The sequence below is a fragment of the Limnohabitans lacus genome (assembly GCF_030053395.1).
GTDB classification, from domain to species: domain Bacteria; phylum Pseudomonadota; class Gammaproteobacteria; order Burkholderiales; family Burkholderiaceae_C; genus Limnohabitans_A; species Limnohabitans_A lacus.
In genome coordinates this window covers 85,357-107,038 of record NZ_JASGBH010000006.1, presented here as the reverse complement: position 1 = coordinate 107,038, position 21,682 = coordinate 85,357, and the positions used below count along the sequence as shown (strand labels likewise).

At 60.9% G+C, this 21,682-nt stretch carries 24 protein-coding genes; 14 read left to right on the top strand and 10 right to left on the bottom strand.

The features are described 5' to 3' along the window. Positions 1 to 22 precede the first annotated feature (22 nt). The 4 genes from thiD (at position 23) to QLQ16_RS09445 (ending at position 3,176) form a co-directional block, all read left to right on the top strand. A complete protein-coding gene (gene thiD / locus QLQ16_RS09460) occupies positions 23 to 964 on the top strand; it encodes a bifunctional hydroxymethylpyrimidine kinase/phosphomethylpyrimidine kinase (protein ID WP_283224446.1) in 942 nt (313 codons plus the stop codon). Between the two features lie 15 nt (positions 965 to 979). Then, positions 980 to 2,275, top strand: coding sequence for a glutamate-1-semialdehyde 2,1-aminomutase (gene hemL / locus QLQ16_RS09455; RefSeq protein WP_283224445.1), 1,296 nt, complete (start codon positions 980 to 982; stop codon positions 2,273 to 2,275). 3 nt (positions 2,276 to 2,278) lie between these two features. Continuing rightward, complete coding sequence (locus tag QLQ16_RS09450) at positions 2,279 to 2,749, top strand: hypothetical protein (protein ID WP_283224444.1); 471 nt, start codon at positions 2,279 to 2,281, stop codon at positions 2,747 to 2,749. A gap of 88 nt (positions 2,750 to 2,837) precedes the next feature. After that, on the top strand, positions 2,838 to 3,176 hold the full coding sequence (locus QLQ16_RS09445; RefSeq protein WP_283224443.1) for a DUF6172 family protein: 339 nt from the start codon (positions 2,838 to 2,840) through the stop codon (positions 3,174 to 3,176). 26 nt (positions 3,177 to 3,202) lie between these two features. Here the strand turns inward: QLQ16_RS09445 and QLQ16_RS09440 are convergent, their stop codons facing one another. The 5 genes from QLQ16_RS09440 to QLQ16_RS09420 form a co-directional block, all read right to left on the bottom strand. After that, the gene (locus QLQ16_RS09440; RefSeq protein WP_283224442.1) at positions 3,203 to 4,438 is read right to left on the bottom strand and encodes a DEAD/DEAH box helicase; all 1,236 of its coding nucleotides are present in this window, start codon (positions 4,436 to 4,438) and stop codon (positions 3,203 to 3,205) included. Positions 4,439 to 4,461: 23 nt separating this feature from the next. Then, positions 4,462 to 6,048 carry a bifunctional phosphoribosylaminoimidazolecarboxamide formyltransferase/IMP cyclohydrolase gene (gene purH, locus QLQ16_RS09435; protein WP_283224441.1) on the bottom strand — a complete coding sequence of 529 codons (1,587 nt, stop codon included), beginning with the start codon at positions 6,046 to 6,048 and terminating at the stop codon, positions 4,462 to 4,464. Positions 6,049 to 6,145: 97 nt separating this feature from the next. Next, positions 6,146 to 6,385, bottom strand: coding sequence for a Fis family transcriptional regulator (locus QLQ16_RS09430; protein ID WP_283224440.1), 240 nt, complete (start codon positions 6,383 to 6,385; stop codon positions 6,146 to 6,148). Continuing rightward, positions 6,382 to 7,413, bottom strand: coding sequence for a tRNA dihydrouridine synthase DusB (gene dusB / locus QLQ16_RS09425; protein ID WP_283224439.1), 1,032 nt, complete (start codon positions 7,411 to 7,413; stop codon positions 6,382 to 6,384). The genes QLQ16_RS09430 and dusB overlap by 4 nt, the downstream gene beginning before the upstream one ends. A 179-nt stretch (positions 7,414 to 7,592) precedes the next feature. After that, the gene (locus QLQ16_RS09420; RefSeq protein ID WP_283224438.1) at positions 7,593 to 8,528 is read right to left on the bottom strand and encodes a LysR family transcriptional regulator; all 936 of its coding nucleotides are present in this window, start codon (positions 8,526 to 8,528) and stop codon (positions 7,593 to 7,595) included. Between the two features lie 97 nt (positions 8,529 to 8,625). Here QLQ16_RS09420 and QLQ16_RS09415 point away from each other — a divergent pair, with 97 nt between their 5' ends. Genes QLQ16_RS09415 through QLQ16_RS09400 form a run of 4 tightly spaced genes read left to right on the top strand, consistent with a single transcriptional unit; the run spans position 8,626 to position 11,214 of the window. Beyond that, positions 8,626 to 9,891 carry an aromatic ring-hydroxylating dioxygenase subunit alpha gene (locus QLQ16_RS09415; RefSeq protein WP_283224437.1) on the top strand — a complete coding sequence of 422 codons (1,266 nt, stop codon included), beginning with the start codon at positions 8,626 to 8,628 and terminating at the stop codon, positions 9,889 to 9,891. A 2-nt stretch (positions 9,892 to 9,893) separates the two neighbouring features. Beyond that, a complete protein-coding gene (locus QLQ16_RS09410; protein ID WP_283224436.1) occupies positions 9,894 to 10,367 on the top strand; it encodes an aromatic-ring-hydroxylating dioxygenase subunit beta in 474 nt (157 codons plus the stop codon). A 2-nt stretch (positions 10,368 to 10,369) separates the two neighbouring features. Continuing rightward, the gene (locus tag QLQ16_RS09405) at positions 10,370 to 10,687 is read left to right on the top strand and encodes a non-heme iron oxygenase ferredoxin subunit (RefSeq protein ID WP_283224435.1); all 318 of its coding nucleotides are present in this window, start codon (positions 10,370 to 10,372) and stop codon (positions 10,685 to 10,687) included. A gap of 50 nt (positions 10,688 to 10,737) precedes the next feature. After that, complete coding sequence (locus QLQ16_RS09400; protein ID WP_283224434.1) at positions 10,738 to 11,214, top strand: YqaA family protein; 477 nt, start codon at positions 10,738 to 10,740, stop codon at positions 11,212 to 11,214. A gap of 53 nt (positions 11,215 to 11,267) precedes the next feature. Here QLQ16_RS09400 and ychF read toward each other — a convergent pair whose 3' ends face one another. Beyond that, positions 11,268 to 12,359 carry a redox-regulated ATPase YchF gene (ychF, locus tag QLQ16_RS09395; RefSeq protein ID WP_283224433.1) on the bottom strand — a complete coding sequence of 364 codons (1,092 nt, stop codon included), beginning with the start codon at positions 12,357 to 12,359 and terminating at the stop codon, positions 11,268 to 11,270. Positions 12,360 to 12,517: 158 nt separating this feature from the next. Between ychF and QLQ16_RS09390 the strand changes: the two genes are divergently transcribed. The 5 genes from QLQ16_RS09390 to QLQ16_RS09370 are packed head-to-tail and all read left to right on the top strand — an operon-like array spanning position 12,518 to position 17,636. Continuing rightward, positions 12,518 to 13,684 (top strand): FAD-dependent monooxygenase, encoded by a 1,167-nt coding sequence (locus QLQ16_RS09390; protein WP_283224432.1) that lies wholly within the window; start codon positions 12,518 to 12,520, stop codon positions 13,682 to 13,684. Between the two features lie 41 nt (positions 13,685 to 13,725). Beyond that, positions 13,726 to 14,433: a DsbC family protein gene (locus QLQ16_RS09385; protein ID WP_283224431.1), complete on the top strand. Its 708-nt coding sequence runs from the start codon at positions 13,726 to 13,728 to the stop codon at positions 14,431 to 14,433. Then, positions 14,430 to 14,888 (top strand): DUF3429 domain-containing protein, encoded by a 459-nt coding sequence (locus QLQ16_RS09380; protein ID WP_283224430.1) that lies wholly within the window; start codon positions 14,430 to 14,432, stop codon positions 14,886 to 14,888. The genes QLQ16_RS09385 and QLQ16_RS09380 overlap by 4 nt, the downstream gene beginning before the upstream one ends. Before the next feature lie 4 nt (positions 14,889 to 14,892). Then, positions 14,893 to 16,650 carry a M61 family metallopeptidase gene (locus QLQ16_RS09375; RefSeq protein WP_283224429.1) on the top strand — a complete coding sequence of 586 codons (1,758 nt, stop codon included), beginning with the start codon at positions 14,893 to 14,895 and terminating at the stop codon, positions 16,648 to 16,650. A gap of 11 nt (positions 16,651 to 16,661) precedes the next feature. Continuing rightward, positions 16,662 to 17,636 (top strand): putative transporter, encoded by a 975-nt coding sequence (locus QLQ16_RS09370; RefSeq protein WP_283224428.1) that lies wholly within the window; start codon positions 16,662 to 16,664, stop codon positions 17,634 to 17,636. A 93-nt stretch (positions 17,637 to 17,729) separates the two neighbouring features. Here QLQ16_RS09370 and paaK read toward each other — a convergent pair whose 3' ends face one another. The 3 genes from paaK to QLQ16_RS09355 are packed head-to-tail and all read right to left on the bottom strand — an operon-like array spanning position 17,730 to position 20,323. Next, positions 17,730 to 19,031 (bottom strand): phenylacetate--CoA ligase PaaK, encoded by a 1,302-nt coding sequence (gene paaK, locus QLQ16_RS09365; protein WP_283224427.1) that lies wholly within the window; start codon positions 19,029 to 19,031, stop codon positions 17,730 to 17,732. A 51-nt stretch (positions 19,032 to 19,082) separates the two neighbouring features. Further along, entirely contained in the window at positions 19,083 to 19,520 is a 438-nt protein-coding gene (gene paaI / locus QLQ16_RS09360) for a hydroxyphenylacetyl-CoA thioesterase PaaI (protein WP_431310403.1), read from the bottom strand. Continuing rightward, entirely contained in the window at positions 19,520 to 20,323 is an 804-nt protein-coding gene (locus QLQ16_RS09355) for an enoyl-CoA hydratase-related protein (protein WP_283224425.1), read from the bottom strand. The genes paaI and QLQ16_RS09355 overlap by 1 nt, the downstream gene beginning before the upstream one ends. Before the next feature lie 171 nt (positions 20,324 to 20,494). On the opposite strand from QLQ16_RS09355, the gene QLQ16_RS09350 reads away from it, so the two are divergent. After that, a complete protein-coding gene (locus QLQ16_RS09350; protein WP_283224424.1) occupies positions 20,495 to 21,274 on the top strand; it encodes an enoyl-CoA hydratase in 780 nt (259 codons plus the stop codon). 84 nt (positions 21,275 to 21,358) lie between these two features. On the opposite strand, the gene QLQ16_RS09345 is transcribed toward QLQ16_RS09350, so the two are convergent. Beyond that, positions 21,359 to 21,634 carry a hypothetical protein gene (locus QLQ16_RS09345; protein ID WP_283224423.1) on the bottom strand — a complete coding sequence of 92 codons (276 nt, stop codon included), beginning with the start codon at positions 21,632 to 21,634 and terminating at the stop codon, positions 21,359 to 21,361. Positions 21,635 to 21,682 lie beyond the last annotated feature (48 nt).

Here is a 21,682-nt window from a genome sequence, read left to right as displayed (position 1 = left end):
AAGCCCATGGCACTTCGCTTAAATGACCGATCACAAACCCGACACGCCCGACACCGAAGAAGCAGACGCTGAAGAGTCAGCAGGCTTGGCCTGCATTTTGTCCTTCAATGCCAACGACCCCAGCGGCGCGGGTGGCCTGACCTGCGACGCCACCGCCATGGCCTCGGTGGGCGCGCATTGCCTGCCGGTGTGCACGGGCGCTTATGTGCGCGACACCAGCAGCATCACCGACTTCTTTGCCATGGACGACGAGGCCGTCCACGACCAAGCCCGCGCCGTGGCCGAAGACGTGCCGGTGCAGGTCATCAAGGTCGGCTTTGTGGGCACGCCCGAGAACTTGGCCATCATTGCCGAACTGGCCGATGACTACGAGGGTGTGCCGGTCGTGGCCTACATGCCCAACCTGTCTTGGTGGGAAGACGACAAGATCGACGCCTACTTGGACGCCTTTCGCGAACTGATGCTGCCGCAAACCAGCGTGCTGGTGGGCCACCACAGCACCTTGCGCCGCTGGCTGCTGCCCGACTGGTCGGGCGAGCGCAACCCCGGGCCTCGCGACATCGCCAAAGCCGCTGCCGAACTGGGCGTGCCCTTCACCTTGGTGACCGGCCTGCCCTTGCCCGAACAACACATCGACAACGTGCTGGCCTCGCCCGAGACGGTGATCAGCCATGAAAGGTTCGAGCGCATCGAAGCCATCTTTGCCGGTGCGGGCGACACCCTAACCGCCGCCCTGGCCGCCTTGCTGGCCACCGGCATGGACCTGACCGAAGCCACCAACGAAGCCCTGCATTACCTGGACCGCTGCCTGGACGAAGGCTTTCGCCCCGGCATGGGCCAGGTCATTCCAGACCGCCTCTTTTGGGCCTTGCCCGACGCTGAAGACGAGGGCGAAACCCAAGACGATGAAGTGCACCCCGGAGCGGATTACTTTGAAGTGCCCTTCAGCGAAACCAAACACTGACCTGAGAGACAAGCCATGACCGATCGCAACCAAGAACTGTTTGACCGTGCCGCCCAAGTGATCCCCGGTGGCGTGAACTCCCCCGTGCGGGCCTTTCGCGCTGTGGGCGGTACACCCCGCTTTGTGCAGCGCGCCCAAGGCGCTTATTTTTGGGATGCCAATGGCCAGAAATACATCGACTACATCGGTTCTTGGGGCCCGATGATCCTGGGCCACGGCAACCCCGTGGTGCTCGAAGCGGTGCAAAAAGCGGCGCTGGACGGTTTTTCGTTTGGTGCCCCTACAGAACGCGAGATCGAGCTGGCTGAAGAAATCCTGAAGCACGTTCCTTCGATGGAGATGGTGCGCTTGGTCAGCTCAGGCACCGAAGCGGGCATGAGCGCTCTGCGCCTGGCCCGCGGCGCTACAGGCCGCAGCAAATTCATCAAGTTTGAAGGCTGTTACCACGGCCATGCCGATGCGCTGCTGGTCAAGGCCGGCTCCGGCCTGGCCACCTTTGGCAACCCCACCAGCGCGGGTGTGCCCCCCGAAGTGGTGCGCGACACCTTGGTGCTCGAATACAACAACATCCAGCAGCTGGAAGAGGCCTTTGCCCTGCACGGCAAGGAACTGGCCTGCGTGATGATCGAGCCGATCGCGGGCAACATGAACTTTGTGCGCGCCAGCGTGCCCTTCATGACGCGCTGCCGCGAGTTGTGCACACAGCATGGCGCCTTGCTGGTGTTTGACGAAGTCATGTCCGGCTTCCGTGTGGCCTTGGGTAGCGCACAAAGCGTTTACGCCAAAGCCATTCCCGGCTTCAAGCCTGACATGACCGTGCTGGGCAAAGTGATTGGCGGTGGGATGCCGTTGGCCGCGTTTGGTGGCCCGCGCGAGATCATGCGGCAATTGGCCCCCACTGGTCCGGTGTACCAAGCTGGCACACTCAGCGGCAACCCTGTGGCCACCGCCTGCGGCTTGACCACATTGCGCGAGATCGCCAAACCCGGCTTCTGGGATGCTTTGAGCGCCCGAACCCAAAGCTTGGTCGATGGCCTGACGGGCGCTGCCGCAGCAGCAGGTGTGCCCTTCAGCGGCGATTGCCAGGGCGGCATGTTCGGCTTTTTCTTGCTGCCCGAGCTGCCGCAAAACTATGCCAAAGTGATGACCAGCGACAGCCCCAAGTTCAATAAGTTGTTCCACGGTTTGCTGGATGGCGGTGTTTACATCGCCCCCGCTTTGTACGAGGCCGGTTTTGTGAGTGCTGCCCACACCGACGCCGACATCGCCGAGACGGTGCGTGTGGCGGCTGACGTGTTCAAGTCGCTCTGAGCCATGAAGCGCGTTGCCTGCTTGATCTGCTCAGGTTGGGCCACTTTGTTGTGCGCGCCCGCACACGCCGAGTTTGAATCCAGCCGCCTGTGGGTCAACGCAGGCTTTTACTCGGCCCACTTTGACGAAGGCAAAGGCCTGCGCAATGCCAACCCAGGCTTGGGTTTGGAATACCGCATCGACGACACCTGGAGCGCCACCGCAGGTCGCTTCATCAACAGCGACAACGCACGCTCCAGTTATGTGGGGGCCTACTACCAGCCTTGGCGCTGGGGCAGCGTCAAACTGGGCGTGGTCGGCGGCGCATTCAATGGCTATCCCAAAGCCTTCAACGGCGGCTGGTTCCCGGCGGTGATCCCGGTGGCCACCTATGAATCAGGCCACTGGGGCTTGAACATGGCCTTGGTGCCACCGCTCAAAGACCGGCTGTATGGCGCGCTGAGTTTCCAGCTCAAGTACCGGTTTGTCGACTGAGGCGACTGACCCTGGCCCCAAACCGGCGATAATCCGCCCCTGCATTCACGTCCGGACCGGGCGCTTGCCTCTCCCTTTAGGACGATCCATGAAAAAGAATTTTCCCCTGCAAGCCGAAGGCAAGCACCCCGACCGCGTGCTCGAATCCGTCAAGCACGAAATCCGCAAATACTTCAAACGCGAACGCAACCGCGACGTGCCCAAGGGTGCAGATTTTTGGGACTTTGACTGCAAAGTGGGCCTGACCGAAGGCAACGCCGAGGTCGTGCGCGTGAGCGCCGTGATCGAAGCCGTGGACGCTGCCGCCAAGTCGGGCGCAGCTTCGGTGTATGTGGAGATTTTGAGCAAGCACGGGGTGCGGGTGCTCAAGCCCGGCGCCCAAACTGGCGATGACAGCGGCGCGTTCAGCGACTCCGACGACGAATGATGCCAAGGCCCCGTCAGGGGCCTTTTTCATGGACGCTCTTGGGCGGCGGCCGCCCGCAACTTATCTTTTTTGCTAGGCCGCTTGCCCTTGATGCCGCCGTTGCCTTGTGGGGCTGGGGGTTCATCGGTCGGATCAAAGCCTGCGATCTGCTCCAAGGCCAGCTCCAGGCTTTCGCGTTTGCAGATCAGCTTCCAATGCGCAAGCGCTTCGGCGGTGACAAAGCTGACCGCGTCGCCATGCGCCCCGGCGCGGCCCGTGCGGCCAATGCGGTGGGTGTAGTCGGTGGCCGAGCGCGGCAAGTCGTAGTTGACCACCACCGGCAGCATGGCGATGTCGATGCCACGCGAAGCCAGATCGGTGGTGACCACCACGTCCCAGCGTCCGGCTTTGAAGTCGTGCAGCACATCTTGGCGCGCGCCTTGGCTCATCTCGCCATGGAAAGGCGTGGCATAGATGCCCGCTTTGTAGAGCTTGTTGGCCACATGCTCACAAGCGTAGCGCGTGGCCACAAACACCAACACCTGCTTCCAGCTGTTGTCAGCGATCAGGTGGCGCAGCAAGGCGGTGCGCGATTTTTCGTCCACCGCGATGGCCCGCTGGGTGATGTCGGGCTTGTGGCCCTCAAAGGCCTCCACCGTGATGCGCACCGGATCGCGCAGCAAGTTGGCAGCCAGCGCCTCCACTTCGGGGGCGAAGGTGGCTGAGAACAACAAGGTCTGGCGCTTGGGCGGCAGCAGCGCCAGCACGCGCTGCAACTCGTCGGCAAAGCCCAAGTCCAGCAAACGATCGGCTTCGTCCAGCACCAAATGCTGCACGTTGCCCAAGTGCACCGCGTTGTGGTCCACCAGATCGAGCAAACGGCCCGGTGTGGCCACCACGATGTCAGCCCCGCCGCGCAGGCCCATCATTTGAGGGTTGATCGACACGCCGCCATACACCACCGACACCTTGAGCCCTGGCTTGTAGGCCAGGTTGCTGAGGATGTCGCCGACCTGCACCGCCAGCTCACGCGTGGGCACCAGCACCAGAGTGCGGATCGGGCGGCGGAAATTGGTCTGGCGCGGTTGCAGCACATGCTGCTGCACCAAAGGCAAAGCAAACGCCAGCGTCTTGCCCGAGCCAGTGGGCGCGGTGGCCCACACGTCAGCAGACCTCAGGACCGCCGGAATCGCCTCGGCCTGGATGGGGGTGGGGGCAAACAAACCCATGTCACCCACGGCGCGCAAGAGCGCCGGAGCCAGGCCCAGTTGTTCAAAGTTCAAAGCAGTCCTATCAATGACACGGATCAATGGCGGAAATGACGCACGCCGGTGAACACCATCGCCACGCCGCGCTCGTTGGCGGCGTCGATCACTTCCTGGTCGCGCATCGAGCCGCCGGGCTGGGCCACGCAGGTCGCTCCTGCGTCCACCACCACGTCGAGGCCGTCGCGGAAGGGGAAGAAGGCGTCGCTGGCGACCACAGTGTTTTGCAGGCTGAGCTTGGCGGCTTCGGCCTTGATGCTGGCGATGCGGGCGGAGTCGAGGCGGCTCATTTGGCCTGCGCCCACGCCCATGGTCATGCCGTTTTTGCAGAACACGATGGCGTTGGATTTGACGAACTTGGCCACTTTCCAAGCGAACAACAAATCGTTGAGTTCTTCAGGCGTGGGTTGTTTGACGGTGACGATCTTCAGGTCGGCCAAAGCCAACTCGTGGTTGTCAGCACTTTGCAGCAGAAGGCCTGAGCCCACGCGTTTGGTTTCGAGCGCGTTGCGCACGTCACCGTAATGGGCGGGCAGCGCGATTTTCATCAAGCGCACATTCACTTTGCTCTTGAACACTTCCAGCGCTTCGGCGCTGAAGTCGGGGGCCATCAGCACTTCGACAAATTGCTTGCTCACGGCTTCGGCGGCGGCTTTGTCCACAGGGCGGTTAAAGGCGATGATGCCGCCAAACGCGCTGGTGGGGTCGGTTTGGAAGGCTTTGCTGTAGGCCTCCAGCGGGTTCGCGCCCACGGCCACGCCGCAGGGGTTGGCGTGTTTGACGATCACGCAGGCTGTGGTGTCAAAGCTCTTCACACATTCCCAAGCCGCGTCGGCGTCGGCGATGTTGTTGTAGCTGAGTTCTTTGCCTTGCAGCTGCACGCCAGTGGCCAAGGACCCTGCAGCTGGGGCCAAGTCGCGGTACCAAGCGGCTTGCTGGTGGCTGTTTTCGCCGTAGCGCAGGTCTTGCACCTTGACGTATTGCTCGTTGAACTGGCCAGAGAACTGAGCCCGCTCGGGCACGTAGTCTTCGCTGAGTTTCTCGGCTTCAAAGTTCACGCTCGACAAGTAGTTGCTGATGGCACCGTCGTATTGGCTGATGCGGTTGAACGCAGCCACCGACAAGGCAAAGCGCAGTTTGTCGCTCAGTTTGCCGTTGGCTTTGAGTTCAGCCATCACGTCGGCGTATTGGCTGGCGTCGGTGACGATGCCCACGTCTTTCCAGTTCTTGGCGGCAGATCGCACCATGGCTGGGCCGCCGATGTCGATGTTTTCGATCGCGTCGGCCAGGGTGCAGCCGGGCTTGGCCACGGTGGCTTCAAAGGGGTAGAGGTTGACAATCAACAAATCGATGGTGTCGATGTGGTGCGCCTTCAAAGCCGCCATGTGTTCGGGCGTGTCGCGACGGGCCAGCAAGCCGCCGTGCACTTTGGGGTGCAAGGTTTTCACACGGCCGTCCAGCATTTCAGGGAAGCCGGTGACTTCGGCCACTTCGGTCACGGGCAGGCCTTGTTCGGCCAAGAGCTTGGCGGTGCCGCCAGTCGAGATCAGGCCCACGCCCAAGGCGTGCAGTTCTTTGGCCAGATCGACGATGCCGGTTTTGTCAGAGACGGAGATGAGGGCTCTCATGGGGACTTTCTTCAAAAATTAAAAGTAGGCAGTAGGTGGCCGAGGTAAAAGGTTTCGGCCTGGCGTATTCAAGGGCTGCGCATCAGCACAGCTCGGTTCATTTGAGGAGCTCGTGCTCCAGCAACTTCTTGCGCAAGGTGTTGCGGTTCAAGCCCAGCCATTCGGCGGCACGGGACTGGTTTTGACCTGACTGGGCCATGACCACGTCCAGCAAGGGCTTTTCAACCAGCTTGACCAGCATGTCGTAAAGGCCTGCGGGCTCGGTGCCGTCCAGGTCGCGGAAATAGGTTTCCAGGTTGCCCCGGATGCAGTGTTCTATCGATTGTGGTTCGCTCATGCCAATGTCTCCAATACCGGCTGCGCCGCCACGCGGGGCAGCCGGTCCATCTGGCTGGCCAAGCCATCCAGAAATTTCGCCACCGCGTCCAACTGCTGCTGCGCGGTCTCCAGGGTGTTCATGTGCTCTCTGAAGGCGTCGCCGTCAGGCAAGGCGCGCACATACCAGCCAATGTGTTTGCGTGCCGAGCGCACGCCGGTGTATTCGCCATACAGGCCGTAATGGTCTTGCAGGTGTTCCAACAGGGCGCGGCGCACTTCGGCCACCAGCGGGGGGGCCAGGTGTTCGCCCGTGGCCAAGAAGTGGCCGATCTCGCGAAAGATCCAAGGACTGCCCTGCGCGGCGCGGCCAACCATCACGGCGTCGGCACCGGTGATGCGCAGCACATCGCGGGCTTTTTCCGGGGAGTCGATGTCGCCATTGGCCACGACCGGGATCTTGAGTGCGGCCTTGACGGCGGCCACGGTGTCGTATTCGGCGAAGCCTTTGTAGCCCTGCTCGCGGGTGCGACCGTGCACGGTAACCATTTGCACGCCGGCGCTTTCCGCCGCACGGGCCAGGCTCAGGGCGTTTTTTTCGGCGTCGCACCAGCCGGTGCGCATCTTGAGTGTGACGGGCACGCCATGGGGCAAAGCGGCCTCGACCACGGCGCTGATGATCTCCAGTGCCAGCGGCTCGTCTTGCATCAAGGCGGAGCCCGCCCACTTGTTGCAGACTTTTTTGGCCGGGCAGCCCATGTTGATGTCGATGATCTGTGCGCCCCGGTCGATGTTGTAGCGGGTGGCGTCGGCCATCATCTGCGCCTCGGTGCCGGCGATCTGGACCGCAATCGGGCCGGGCTCACCGTCGTGGTTGGCGCGGCGTGAGGTTTTGAGCGAAGCCCACAGATCCGGCCGAGATGTCACCATTTCGCTCACCGCATAGCCCGCCCCGAACTGTCGGCACAGCTGGCGGAACGGCCGGTCCGTCACACCCGCCATGGGGGCGACGAACAGGTTGTTCGGCAAGAGGTAGGGGCCAATTTGCATGAAGGAAGGTGCGCAGGAAAAGGGATTGCTTAAAAAGGAGGCACGATTGTAATTGCTTAATATTTCAGCAACTGAAAGGCAGCTGTGTTAAGCATCAACACCTTGGCTTGAAGCACGTGTCCAGCAAGCGCAGGCCTGTGGTGGGTGAGCGGTCTATCGCCAACGAAGGCTTGCCGCCCTCAAACCGGACTTTCCACCTGCGGCAGTTTGGCATCACCAAACAAGGCGCTTGTGAATTGGCGCAGCCATTGGTGGCCTGGATCGCGGTGCAGGCGGCTGTGCCAGAACTGGTGGATCGCGCTGTCGTCCACCACGATGGGCAAGGCCCGCTTGACCAAAGCAAAGGGCCGCAGCGTTCTGTCGGCAAACCGCTCGGGCACGGTGGCGATCAAGTCGGAGTGGCTCAGCACATCGCCCAAGGCCACATAGTGCGGCACCGTCAGGCGAAAGTGTCGGCGCAGTTTTTGCTGCTCCAGGGCCACGTCCACTCTGCCGTGGCCGGTGCCAGAGGCCAGGATGCGCACATGCTCGGCCTGCGTGAAAGCGGTGAGGGTGAGCTTGTTTTTGCCCGCCAGCGGATGGGCCTGGCGCATCAGGGCAATGTAGTGTTGCCGGAACAGCGCTTGCTGGTAAAAGCCCGCCTGCAGCTGTGGCAACAAGCCCATGGCCAGGTCGATGCGGCCTGCGGCCATGTCGTCTTTGAGCGAAGCCTGAGTGACGCTGACCACTTGCAAAGTCACGCCCGGTGCGGCTTTGCCCAAAGCGTCGATCAGCACGGGCAGGAAGTACATCTCGCCCACATCGGTCATGGCCAAAGTGAAGCTGCGGGTGCTGGTAGCGGGGTCAAAGGCGGCACGCACATTGAGTGCTTGCTGCAAGCCATCCAAGGCCACAGCCACTGGCTCGGCCAATTGCAGAGCATAGGGCGTGGGCACCATGCCTTTTTGGGTGCGCAAAAAAAGCTCGTCACCCAAGCTGGCCCGCAAGCGTCCCAAAGCGCTGCTCACAGCCGGCTGGCTCATCCCCAACAGGTCGGCCACCGCCGAGACGCGCTTGTGCAGCAGCAAATGGTGGAAAACCACCATCAAGTTGAGGTCCAGCTTGGAGATGTCCATATTATTTGATTTTCAAATATTTATTATATTGAAAATCCGATTTACTTAATCTCTGCGCATCCGCATGATGCCGCTTAAGTTTTCACGAGGAGAGCGCATGCAAGAACACCCCATTCATTGGGAGACGGAAGGCACCAGCCGCGTTCCGTTTGCCCTGTACACAAATCAGGACAGCCACCAAAAAGAGCTGGAGCGCTTCTTCTACAAGAAGCACTGGAGCTATGTGGGCTTGGAAGCCGAGATCCCCCATCCAGGCGACTTCAAACGCACCGCCATCGGCGAGCGCTCGGTCATCCTGACGCGCAGCCAAGACGGTCAGATCCACGTCGTTGAAAACGTCTGTGCGCACCGGGGCATGGCCTTTTGCCGCGAACGGCATGGCAACAAAAAAGAACTGGTCTGCCCCTACCACCAGTGGAGCTACGCGCTGGACGGCAAGCTGCAGGGCGTGCCCTTTCGGCGTGGTGTGCGCCAGGATGGCAAAGTCAACGGCGGCATGCCCGCCGACTTCGACCCCAAAGACCATGGCCTGAAACAACTCAAAGTGGCCACCCGCAGCGGCGTGGTGTTCGCCTCGTTTGACCAGGATGTGGCGTCGCTCGAAGACTACATGGGACCGACCATCCTGCGCTACTTTGACCGCCTGTTCAACGGCCGCAAGCTCACCATCTTGGGCTACAACCGCCAGCGCATTCCGGGCAACTGGAAGCTGATGCAGGAGAACATCAAAGACCCCTACCACCCCGGTTTGCTGCACACCTGGTTTGTGACCTTTGGCCTTTGGCGGGCGGACAACAAATCGGAGCTGCGCATGGACGCGCACCACCGCCATGCGGCCATGATTTCCACACGCGGCTCAGCAGGCCAAGCCTCAGGCGACAAAGCCCAGGTCACGCAGGTCAGCAGCTTCAAGGAAAGCATGCAGCTGCATGACCCGAGCTTTTTGGACATCGTGCCCGAGCCTTGGTGGCAAATGGGCGATCAGATGCCCACGGCGGTGATGATGACGCTGTTTCCCAGCGTGATCTTTCAGCAGCAAGTCAACAGCGTGTCCACACGCCACATTCAGCCCGATGGCCATGGTGCGTTTGACTTTGTCTGGACGCATTTCGGTTTTGAAGACGACACGCCCGAGATGACCGAGCGCCGTTTGCGCCAGTCCAACCTGTTTGGACCGGCGGGCTTCGTGTCGGCCGACGACGGTGAGGTGATCGAGTTCTCGCAGCAAGCGTTTGAGAGCAAGCCCGAGCACCGCATGCTGGTGGAGTTGGGCGGACGCGATGTGGGCGAGACCGACCACATGGTGACCGAGACCCTGATCCGGGGCATGTACGAATACTGGCGAAAAGTGATGGAGGATTGATCATGGTGGACCTGCAAACCTGGTTCGGTATCCAGCAGCTTTATGCCGATTACGCCAGCGCCGTGGACAGCGGCCACTGGGACCTGTGGCCGGAATTTTTCACCGAGCAATGCGTCTACAAATTGCAGCCCCGAGAAAACTTTGAGCGCGGCTTTCCACTTTGCACCTTGTCTTTCACCAGCAAAGGCATGCTCAAAGACCGCGTTTACGGCATCCAAGAGACCCTGTACCACGACCCCTATTACCAGCGCCACGTGGTGGGCGCGCCCATGGTGCGTCGCGTTGAAGACGGCCGTATCCACGCAGAAGCCAACTACGCGGTGTTTCGCACCAAGCTCGACAAGGAAAGCACCGTGTTCAATGTGGGCCGCTACATCGACACCCTCGTGCCAACCCCTGAAGGCTTGAAGTTCGCTGAGCGCCTGTGCGTGTACGACAGCGAGATGATCCCCAACTCCATCATTTACCCCATCTGATCATGACCCACTGGATTGACGTGGCCGCCGAGGCCGATTTGTTTGAAGGCGCGGGCATCGCTGTGGCCCCCGAGGGCCAAGACATTGCCGTGTTCAAACTCGAGGATGGCGGCGTGCATGCCATCAACAACCTGTGCAGCCATGGCAACGCCAAGTTATGCGACGGCTTTGTCGAAGGCCATCAGGTGGAGTGCCCCTTCCACCAGGCGCTGTTTGATGTGCGCGATGGCACCGTCAGCTGCGGTCCGGCCACCGAGCCGGTCAAGTCATGGCCGGTCAAGATCGAGGGTGGTCGCGTGTTTTTGAATTTACAAACCTGAAAATCACCTCTGGTTTCAGAGGTACTGCACCGACCGCTACACTGAAGCGCATGGAACTTTGGCTCAATCAACTCCTGCAATGGCTGGCCCTGCCCGAATTCGGTCTGAGCACGGTGTTGGTCGTGTCTTTCATCTCGGCGACCTTGCTGCCCATGGGCTCAGAGCCTGCGGTGTTTGGCCTGGTCAAGCTCAACCCCGAACTGTTTTGGTCGGCCATTGCGGTGGCCACGGTGGGCAACACCTTGGGGGGCATGGTCAGTTGGTGGATGGGCTGGGGTTCGCGCAAAGTCACCAAGCGCTGGCGGGCATCGGCCAACCACCTGCGTGCTTTGGCCTGGCTGGAGAAACTGGGCCCCAAAGCCTGCCTGCTGAGCTGGCTACCGGTCGTGGGGGACCCACTTTGCGCCGTGGCCGGTTGGCTGCAACTGCCGCTGTGGCCCTGCACTTTTTACATGGCCATCGGCAAATTCGGTCGCTACCTGTTCATGACGGCTGGGCTGCTTTGGGTGTTTCCAGGGCAGTTTTGACCGTCCATGAAAAAACCGCTCCTGGGAGCGGTTTTTTTCTGATCAAAACGCGATCAGGAGCTGAACAAGAAGTTCATCACGTCGCCGTCCTTGACCACGTAGTCCTTGCCTTCGGCGCGCATTTTGCCGGCGTCTTTGGCACCTTGCTCGCCCTTGAAGGTGATGAAGTCGTCAAAGGCGATGGTTTGGGCACGGATATAGCCCTTCTCGAAATCGGTGTGGATCACGCCCGCCGCTTGTGGACCGGTGTCGCCCACGTGGATGGTCCAGGCGCGGACTTCTTTCACGCCAGCGGTGAAGTAAGTTTGCAAGCCCAGCAAGCTGTAGGCCGAGCGAATCAGGCGGTTCAGACCCGGCTCGTCCTGGCCCAGCTCCTTGAGGAACTCCAGGCGGTCGGCATCGTCCATCTCGGAGAGCTCGGCCTCGATCTTGGCGCAAATGGCCACCACGGGCGCGTTTTGCGCTTGGGCAAAGGCCTTGAGGCGATCCAGGAAAGGGTTGTTCTCGAAACCGTCTTCGGACACGTTGGCCACAAACATGGCGGGCTTGGCGGTGATGAAGAAGAACTGCTTGAGTTCGGCGCGCTCTTCTTTGCTGAAGTCGATGGTGCGCACGGGCTTGGTGTCGTTCAGCGCGGCTTGGCACTTCTCAAGAATCGCCATTTGCTTGACGGCTTCTTTGTCGCCAGAGCGAGCAATTTTGCTCACGCGGTGAATGGCTTTTTCCACGGCTGCCAAGTCGGCCAAGCACAGCTCGGTCTGAATGACTTCGATGTCGGCAATGGGATCGACCTTGTTGGCCACGTGGATCACGTTGGGGTCTTCAAAGCAGCGCACCACGTTGACGATGGCGTCGGTCTCGCGGATATGGGCCAAGAACTTGTTGCCCAAACCTTCGCCGGTGCTGGCACCCGCCACCAAACCGGCAATGTCCACAAACTCCACAATCGCCGGCACCACGCGCTCGGGCTCCACGATCAGGCTCAGCTGGTCCAGACGGGGATCGGGCACTTCCACCACGCCGGTGTTGGGTTCGATCGTGCAAAAGGGATAATTCTCAGCCGCGATACCGGCTTTGGTCAGGGCGTTGAAAAGGGTGGATTTGCCCACGTTGGGCAAACCCACGATGCCGCATTTGAGGCTCATGAAAGGCTTTCGGTGATTCGGGAGATAAGCGGCGATTTTAACGGCTGGGCCCGCCAAGCTTGGCCCTTCATGCTGCCCGTGGCCAAAGACCTGCGGGGGCTGGGGTGCCAAGGGGTCACCCGAGCGGTCTGGCCAGGTCGGCCACCTACAATGCAGCCATGGCAAACCCTCCCGATATTTGCATCCGTGGCGCCGGCATCGTGGGCCGCACTTTGGCGCTGTTGCTGGCGCGTGAGCGCCTGCGCGTGGCCTTGGTCGATGCGCCATCCCAAGCCAAGGGGCCAGATGTACGCGCCTACTCGCTCAACAGCGCAGCCCAGCGCATGCTGCAGGACCTGCGCTGCTGGCCCGACAGCCCGGCTGTGACGCCGGTGCACCAGATGCAGGTGTTTGGCGACCACGGGGGCGCACTGAATTTCGGCGCCCAAGATCTGGGCGCGGGCGAACTCAACTGGATGGTGGACGTGCCCGTGCTCGAAGAGCGCCTGGCCGCGGCCGTTCAGTTTCAGCCCCTGATTGAAGTGCTGTCCTCTCCCGTGGCCGCGCCACTCACCGTGGTTTGCGAAGGCCGTGCCAGTCAGACCCGCGCCGAGTTGGGCGTGGCGTTTGACATCACCGCTTACGAACAACACGCCCTGGCCACGCGCTTGCGCTGCGAGCTGCCCCACGGCGGTGTTGCGAGGCAATGGTTCACCTGGGGACAGGTGCCTGGCCGCACGCAAGCCCAGGCAGAGATCTTGGCCCTGCTGCCCTTGGGCGGCGAGGGTGGCCATGAAGTGGCGCTGGTGTGGTCCGTTCACCCCTTGCGCGTGCCGCATCTGCTGGGCCTGAGCGAACAAGAGTTTGCCGATGAACTGGCCCAGGCCTGCGGCATTGCCTTGGGGCCCATGACGGTGACCGCGGAGCGCGCCGTTTGGCCCTTGCAGCTGGCCCGGGCGTCGCGCTGGATAGGCGAGATGCCCGGTAGCAGCAAGCAAGCGTTTGTATTGGCCGGTGACGCGGCCCACGCCCTGCACCCCTTGGCAGGCCAAGGCCTGAACGTCGGCCTGGCCGATGTGGCCGAGCTGGTGCGCGTGATCCAAGGCAAAGAGTTCTGGCGCCCGCTGCACGATGCCAAGCTGCTGCGCCGCTACGAACGCGCACGCCAAGCCGATGTGCAGGCCATGGGTTGGGTCACCGACGGCCTGCAACGCCTGTTTGCCCAGCCCGGCCCGGTCTGGCAAAACCTGCGCAACTGGGGCATGCGCGGCTTTGACCGCAGTGGCCCCTTGAAAAACTGGATGACCCGCCAAGCCATGGGCGGCGATGCGCCCAGCGCCCACTGAACACACCACCCTCCTGCGTTTTTGACACGGAACCTGCCCTCATGACACTCATTCGCGCACTGACCCTCACTGTTTTCGCACTGGCCATCAGCCCGGTCTTCGCTCAGGAAGCCACCATCCGCAAAAGCCTGACCGAGCGCCTGCCCAACTTGCCCAAGATCGACGAGATCAGCAAAACGCCCATGAACGGCCTGTACGAAGTGCGCATGGGCAGCGACATCATGTACAGCGATGCCGAGGGCAGCTTCCTGATCCAGGGCAACCTGATCGACGTCAAACAGCGGCGCAACCTGACCGAAGAGCGCGTCGAAAAACTCTCGGCCATTGCCTTTGACCAATTGCCCCTGAAGAACGCCTTCACGCAAGTGCGTGGCAATGGCAAGCGCAAACTGGTGGTCTTTGCCGACCCCAACTGCGGCTACTGCAAGCGCTTTGAAAAAGACCTGCAAAAACTCGACAACGTGACCATTCACCACGTGCTCTACCCCATCTTGGGCGAAGACTCCAAAGTCAAATCCAAAAACATCTGGTGCGCCAAAGACAAGGCCAAGGCCTGGAACGACTGGATGATCAATGGCAGCACACCGGCTGTCGCCAGTTGTGACACAGCAGCAGTCGATGCCAACGTGGAGTTTGGCAAGAAATACCGCATCACCGGCACGCCCACCCTGTTCTTTGCCGATGGCACCCGCGTGCCCGGTGCCGTGCCGATCGCCCAAGTCGAAAAACTCCTGGCGGACATCAAATGAACCCCATCAAGCACCCTGAAGACCCCACCTGGCGTTGGATTCGTCGCCTGGGCTTTGCTGGTCTGATCCCTTTTGTGTTTTTGGCCCTGTGTCTGTGGCTGGTGGGGCCTGAGCTTCACCCATATGTGGCACTGGCCATGCAAGGCTATGGCGCGGTGATCGTGTCGTTTTTGGGCGGCATCCATTGGGGCGTGGGCTTTCGCAACGCACTGATCACCCCCCACGCACCGACGATCCATTTCACCTGGGGCGTGGCCCCATCCATCCTGGCTTGGGTGGGCGTGATGATGCCGGCCTTTGCCGGTCTGCCGCTTTTGGGCTTTGTGTTGATCGGCTGCTACGTGATGGACCGTCGCACCTGGCCTGCCGCAGGCTTGGCGCCCTGGTTGCCCATGCGATTGCAGTTGACCATCGTGGCCAGCCTGAGCTGCTTCTTGGCCGCTGGAGCGACCTGAACCCATGAACGCCTTGCACTACGCCGTGGAAGCGGCCGATCTGAACGCCCACCTGTTTCGCATCACGCTGACCATCCCGCAAGCCGCCGCCGAGCAAACCGTCTCGCTGCCGGTGTGGATCCCAGGCAGCTACATGGTGCGCGAGTTTGCCAAACACCTGCAAAACTTGCGGGCCCAACAAGGCCGCCGCCAACTGGCCTGCACACAACAAGACAAATGCACTTGGCGCATCAGCTGCCGCGCAGGCGAGCCGCTGGTGCTGAGCTACGAGGTCTATGCCTTTGACAACTCGGTTCGCACCGCATGGCTGGACAGCCAGCGGGGCTTTTTCAATGGCACCAGCCTGTGCCTGCGGGTGCACGGCCAAGAGCAGCAGCCGCACCATTTGCAATTGCACACGGTCAAAAGCCAGCCCAAGTGGCAAGCAGCCACAGGCTTGGCTCCGGTCAAGGTCGACAAACGTGGCTTTGGCCTGTATGCCGCGGCCGACTACGACGAGCTGGTCGACTGCCCGGTGGAGCTGGGCGCCTTCTGGTCAGGTGCATTCACAGCCTGCGGCATCCCGCACCGCTTTGTGGTGGCCGGCGCCATGCCTTCCTTCGATGGGGACCGATTGCTGGCGGACACGCAAAAAATTTGCGAAACCGAAATCCGCTTTTGGCACGGCTCGGGCAAAACAGCCGGACAAAAAGCCCCGTACAAAAGATATCTCTTCATGCTCAACGCCGTGCACGACGGCTATGGCGGGCTGGAACACCGAAACAGCACCGCGCTGATCTGCAACCGCAGCGACTTGCCCCGCCAAGGCGGCCCCCGCAGCAGCGAGGGCTACACCACGCTGCTGGGCCTGATCAGCCACGAGTATTTCCACACCTGGAACGTCAAGCAGCTGCGCCCCGATGCCTTCACCCGTTACGACTACACCCAAGAAAACTACACCCCTCTGCTGTGGTTCTTTGAAGGCTTCACCAGCTACTTCGACGACCTGCTGCTGCGCCGCGCTGGGCTGATCGATGACGCCACTTACCTCAAGCTGCTGAACAAGGCCATCCAGCAAGTGCAGCAAACCCCTGGCCGCCATGTGCAAACGGTGGCGCAAGCCAGCCGTGATGCTTGGGTGAAGTACTACCGCCAGGACGAAAACACCCTCAACGCCACGGTGAGCTACTACACCAAGGGCTCGATGGTGGCGCTGTGCCTGGACCTGAGTTTGCGCCAAACCGGCCACACACTCGATGCCGTGATGCGCGGCCTTTACAAGCGCTGCAAGGCGGGCCCGATGCGTGAGCAAGACCTGCTGGACGAGTTGCAAGCCCAAACTGGCCGCAATTGGCAAGCTGAGATCAAGGCCTGGGTGCACAGCACCGACGAACTGCCAGCGGCCAAACTGCTGGAGAGCCAAGGCGTTCAGATCCATGTGGAGTCGTCCAGTTTTGCTGAACGCCTGGGCCTGCGCCACAACGACAGCGCCAGCGGCGTGCAGGTCAAAGCGGTGCTGCGCGGCAGCGCGGCAGAAGCTGCGGGCATGGCCGCACGCGACGAATGGTTGGGCATCGAGGTCGGCGCCAAAGGCCAAGGCGGCAGCTGGCGCGTGAACAAGCTGTCCGACGTGCCTGAGCTCTTGGGCAAAGAGCGCAAGTTCACCGCGCTGGTCTCGCGCGACCGGCAGCTCTTGCGCTTGCCTTTCACCGTGCCGCAGCAAAGCTCAGTCTGGCGCCTCGAAGCGACCCCTGACCGCACAGCCCCCTGGCCCGCTGCCTGAAAAGCACCCCCATGTTCCGTGCATTTTTTGGCAGCAAACGCTGGTGGGTTTGGGCTTGGCTGGGCAGCGCCCTGATCTTGATGGGCACTTGGTACAAGGTGCAGCTGAGTGTGCAGATCAATGATTGGTTTGGTGCGTTTTACGACTCGGTGCAACAAGCCTTGAGCCAACCCGGCTCCATCAGCGAAGCGCGCTATCTGGGTTTGTTGCTGAGCTTCTTCCAAATCGCTGGCATCTTTGTGTTGGTGGCCGTGCTGCAAGAGTTCTTCTCCAAGCACTTCGTTTTCCGCTGGCGCACGGCGATGAACGATTTCTACATCGCCCACTGGGATCGCTTGCGGCAGATCGAAGGCGCTTCTCAGCGTGTGCAAGAAGACACCATGCGCTTTGCGCGTCTGATGGAAACCTTAGGTCTTGGCCTGATGGACAGCATGCTCACCCTGCTGGCCTTTTTGCCGATCTTGTGGACCCTGTCCGAGAAAGTCACCGCCCTGCCCTGGATCGGTCCCGTGTCGCACTCTCTGGTCTATGTGGCTTTGTTGTTTGCGATTTTTGGCACGGTGCTGCTGGCCGGTGTGGGTGGCAAATTACCGGGGCTGGAATACGCCAACCAGCGCGTGGAAGCGGCTTACCGCAAAGAGTTGGTGATCGGCGAAGACGACCCCACACGCGCTGCGCCGCCCACGCTCAAGGACCTGTTCAGGGCGGTGCGCACCAACCACTTTCGCATGTACTTCCATTACATGTATTTCGATGCCGCGAAATGGAGCTACCTGCAAGCGGGCGTGCTGGTGCCCTACATCGCGCTGGCCCCCAGCATCGTGGCGGGCGCCTTCACCTTGGGGGTGATGGAGCAGATTGCACGGGCATTCTCGCAAGTGCAAGAGTCCTTTCAGTACCTGGTGCGCAGCTGGTCGAGCATCGTGGAGCTGGTCTCGGTGTTCAAGCGCTTGCGGGCTTTTGAAAAGACACTGAAGGAAAGCTGAGCACGCATCGCCGTTGTACAAACAGTGATGCGCCTGTCATTGAAAAACCCCGACCGGTTGCCCGTCGGGGTTTTTCTTTGAGCGAAACAAGCTTTACTTGCCGCGCAAATCCACCACGCGTTTGGCCTTGCCTTGGCTGCGCTCCACGCCGCCTTCGGCTTTGAGCTCGATGGCCACGCTCGATCCAATGTAGACCTTGATCTCGTGCTGCAGCATTTTCGCGGCAGCGCGGGCTTCGATGCTGTCGGGCGCCACACCAGGCTTGGTCTCGATCAACACCTTCAGGTTGTCCATCGGTCCTTCGCGGGTCAGCACGCACTGGTAGTGCGGTGTCAGTTCGGCCCGCTTCAAGATCAACTCTTCAATTTGACTGGGGAAAACATTCACGCCGCGGATGATCATCATGTCGTCGCTGCGGCCGGTGATTTTTTCCATGCGGCGCATGGTGCGGGCCGTACCGGGCAACAAGCGCGTCAGGTCGCGCGTGCGGTAACGGATGATGGGCAGCGCTTCTTTGGTCAGGCTGGTGAACACCAGTTCGCCCATCTCGCCGTCGGCCACGGGCTCGCCGGTTTCGGGGTTGATGATCTCAGGGTAGAAATGGTCTTCCCAAATGGTGGGGCCGTCTTTGGTCTCGATGCATTCGCTGGCCACACCAGGCCCCATGACTTCAGACAAACCGTAAATGTCCACGGCATCAATCGCCATGCGTTTTTCAATCGCCGCACGCATGTCGTTGGTCCAAGGCTCGGCGCCAAAGATACCGATGCGCAGCGAGCTGGTCTTGGGGTCGATCCCTTGGCGCTCAAACTCGTCGGCAATCGCCAGCATGTAGCTGGGGGTGACCATGATGATGTTGGACTTGAAATCTTGGATCAACTGGACCTGGCGCTCGGTCTGTCCGCCGCCAAAGGGCACCACCGTCAAGCCCAGTTTTTCGGCACCATAGTGTGCGCCCATGCCACCGGTGAACAAGCCATAGCCGTAGCTGATGTGCACCATGTCGCCAGGCTTGGCACCACCCGCGCGGATGCTGCGGGCCACCACGTTGGACCAGGTGTCGATGTCTTTGAGGGTGTAGCCCACCACCGTGGGTTTGCCGGTGGTGCCGCTGGACGCATGGATACGGGCGCAGTTCTCGCGCGGCACGGCGAACATGCCAAAGGGGTAGCTGTCGCGCAGGTCCGACTTGGTTGTGAAAGGGAACTTGGCGATGTCGCTCAGGCTTTTGCAGTCGTCGGGGTGCACGCCTGCCGCATCGAACTTGGCGCGGTACACCGGCGAGTTGGCGTAGGCATGCTGCAGGGTTTGCTGCAAGCGCTTGAGCTGCAGGCTGCGCAACTCGTCGATGCTGGCCTTTTCAATCGGCTCGAGGGGAAAAACTTTTTGACTCATAAAAACTCCAATGGATCAGTTGGGACAGTTGAAAAAGACTGCCTCGTTCATTTATTCAGGGACCACACTGCCTGGGATTTGCGCACTCTTGCCACGGAACATGGCGATGACTTCGCCGTTTTGGTTGGTGACCTTCATGTCGTAAATGCCGTGCCGCCCGCTCAGGGTCTGCTCGATGCCCTCACAGGTCAGCACATCCCCCAGCTTGCCGGGCTTTAAGAACTCGATGCTGCAACCGGCTGCCACCGCGTTTTTGTTGTAGCTGTTGCAGGCAAAAGCAAAAGTCGAATCGGCCAAGGTGAAGATGAAGCCGCCGTGGCAGATCTTGTGGCCGTTCAGATGCAGCTCCTGGACCACCATGCGCATCAGCGCGCGACCTGGCTCGCAAGCCAGCAGCTCCATGCCCATGGTGTCTTTGGAAGCCACGTCGACCGCGAACATGGTCTCGCCCACCAGGCGGGCGAGCGCTTTGGGATCTGTTGTGCTCATCATTCGCCTTTGAATTGCGCGGGGCGTTTTTCGAGAAAAGCTTGCACCCCCTCGAAATAATCGTGTGTGCGGCCCAGGGCCGATTGGGTGTCGCGTTCTTCGTCCAGGTGCTGCGACAACGTGCGCGTGGTGGCCGACTGCAACAAAGCGCGGGTGGCCACCAAAGCCTTGGTGGGCATGACCGCCAGACGTTCGGCCAGCGCCAAGGCCGCGGCCAAGGCGTCGTCGGCCACATCCCAAATCATGCCCCAGTCTTTGGCTTGCTGAGCACTGAGTTTGTCGCCCGTCATCGCCAATGCCATGGCACGGGCCAGGCCCAGACGCTCCACCAACAGCCAGCTGCCGCCAGCGTCAGGAATCAGGCCGATCTTGCTGAAAGCTTGGATGAAACTGGCGTTGGGTGCAGCAATTGCAATGTCACAGGCCATGACCATGGACGCGCCCGCGCCCGCAGCCACGCCATTGACCGCCGCGATGGTGGGCATGCGCAGCGACTGCAGGCGGCGTGTGCTGGGGTTGAAAGCTTGGTCAATGATGGGGCCCGGGTCGGCACGCTCAACGCGGTTGGGGCCAGGTGTGAAATCGAAGTCCGACAAATCGGCCCCTGCACAGAAACCACGCCCTGCGCCGGTGATGACGGCTGCGCGGATGGTCGGATTGGCTTCGGCTTGATCCAGAGCAGCCCACAAGTCGTGGTGCATCTGTCGCGTGAAGCTGTTCAGTGCTGTTGGGCGGTTGAAAGTGATCACGGCAACAGCGCCGCGCTCTTCGTAAAGCACTGTGGAATCAGTGGTTTCTGTCATGGAATATCTCCTTAGCCTGCGAATTTACCATTAACCGACCGATCGGTTGGTTAATGTTTTCCCCTAGTGTCCATCGCCGTCGCTCCAGTGGCTGCGCCCCGTTTGACAGGCTCTGTGCAGGTGGCATGGTTATAGTGGCTACTGAATTTCACATCCCTTTTGGAGAAGTCCGTGAGCTACGAAAACATCGAAGTCCGCACCGAAGGCGGCAAAGTCGGCATCATCACCCTCAACCGTCCCAAGGCGCTCAACGCCCTGAACGGCCCCCTCATGGACGAGCTGGGCGCCGCGCTCAAAGCCTTTGACGCTGACGAAGCGATCGGCTGCATGGTCATCACCGGCAGCGAAAAAGCTTTTGCCGCCGGCGCCGACATCGCGGCCATGGCCAAGTACAACTTCCACGAGGTCTACAAAAACGACTTCATCACCCGCAATTGGGAAACCATCCGCACGATTCGCAAGCCCGTGATCGCCGCGGTGGCCGGCTTTGCCTTGGGCGGTGGCTGCGAGCTGGCCATGATGTGCGACTTCATCATTGCCGCTGACAACGCCAAGTTCGGCCAACCCGAAATCAAGATCGGCATCATCCCCGGCGCCGGTGGCACGCAACGCCTGCCCCGCGCCATGGGCAAGTCCAAAGCCATGGACTTGGTGCTGACTGGCCGCATGATGGACGCCCAGGAAGCCGAACGCGGCGGACTGGTCAGCCGCGTGGTGCCACTGGACAAGCTGATGGACGAAGCCCTGGGCGCTGCCCTCATGATCTGCGGCTACGGCCAACTGGCCACCATGGCCGCCAAGGAAAGCGTCAACCGCGCGTTTGAAAGTGGCCTGAGTGATGGTGTGATGTTCGAGCGCCGCATCTTCCACGGTCTGTTTGCCACGGCCGATCAAAAAGAAGGCATGGACGCCTTCTTGAACAAGCGCCCACCGAACTTTGTGAACGGCTGAGCCCTCGCCTCCCAAAAGAAAACCCACCGGCGCAAGCGGGTGGGTTTTTTTGCGGCCTGCATGCAGACCAAGCAGCTTCAAGCTTCAAGCTTTGGCTTTGGCTTCGGCTGCGGCTTGCTCGGCCAGAGTCTTCTTGCGTGCTTCCAATAAGCTTTTCGCTTGGGACAGGCAAATTTCCAGATCTTGAATGGCGATTTCGTAGGCGCCATAGCTGATGGCGATGTTGCCTTGGTCTTCGAACACCACGCGGCCGTCGTCCTGGACTTCTTTGATGAACCCAATGCACAGGTGAAAACCGTTGTCGTCCTGGAAAGGCACCAGTCGTGCTTCACGGGTGTTTTGTGGTGCTGCGTCGCTCATGGCATGTCTCCGAAAAGGGTTGAAAAACCAAAAAGCCCGCAGACTTGC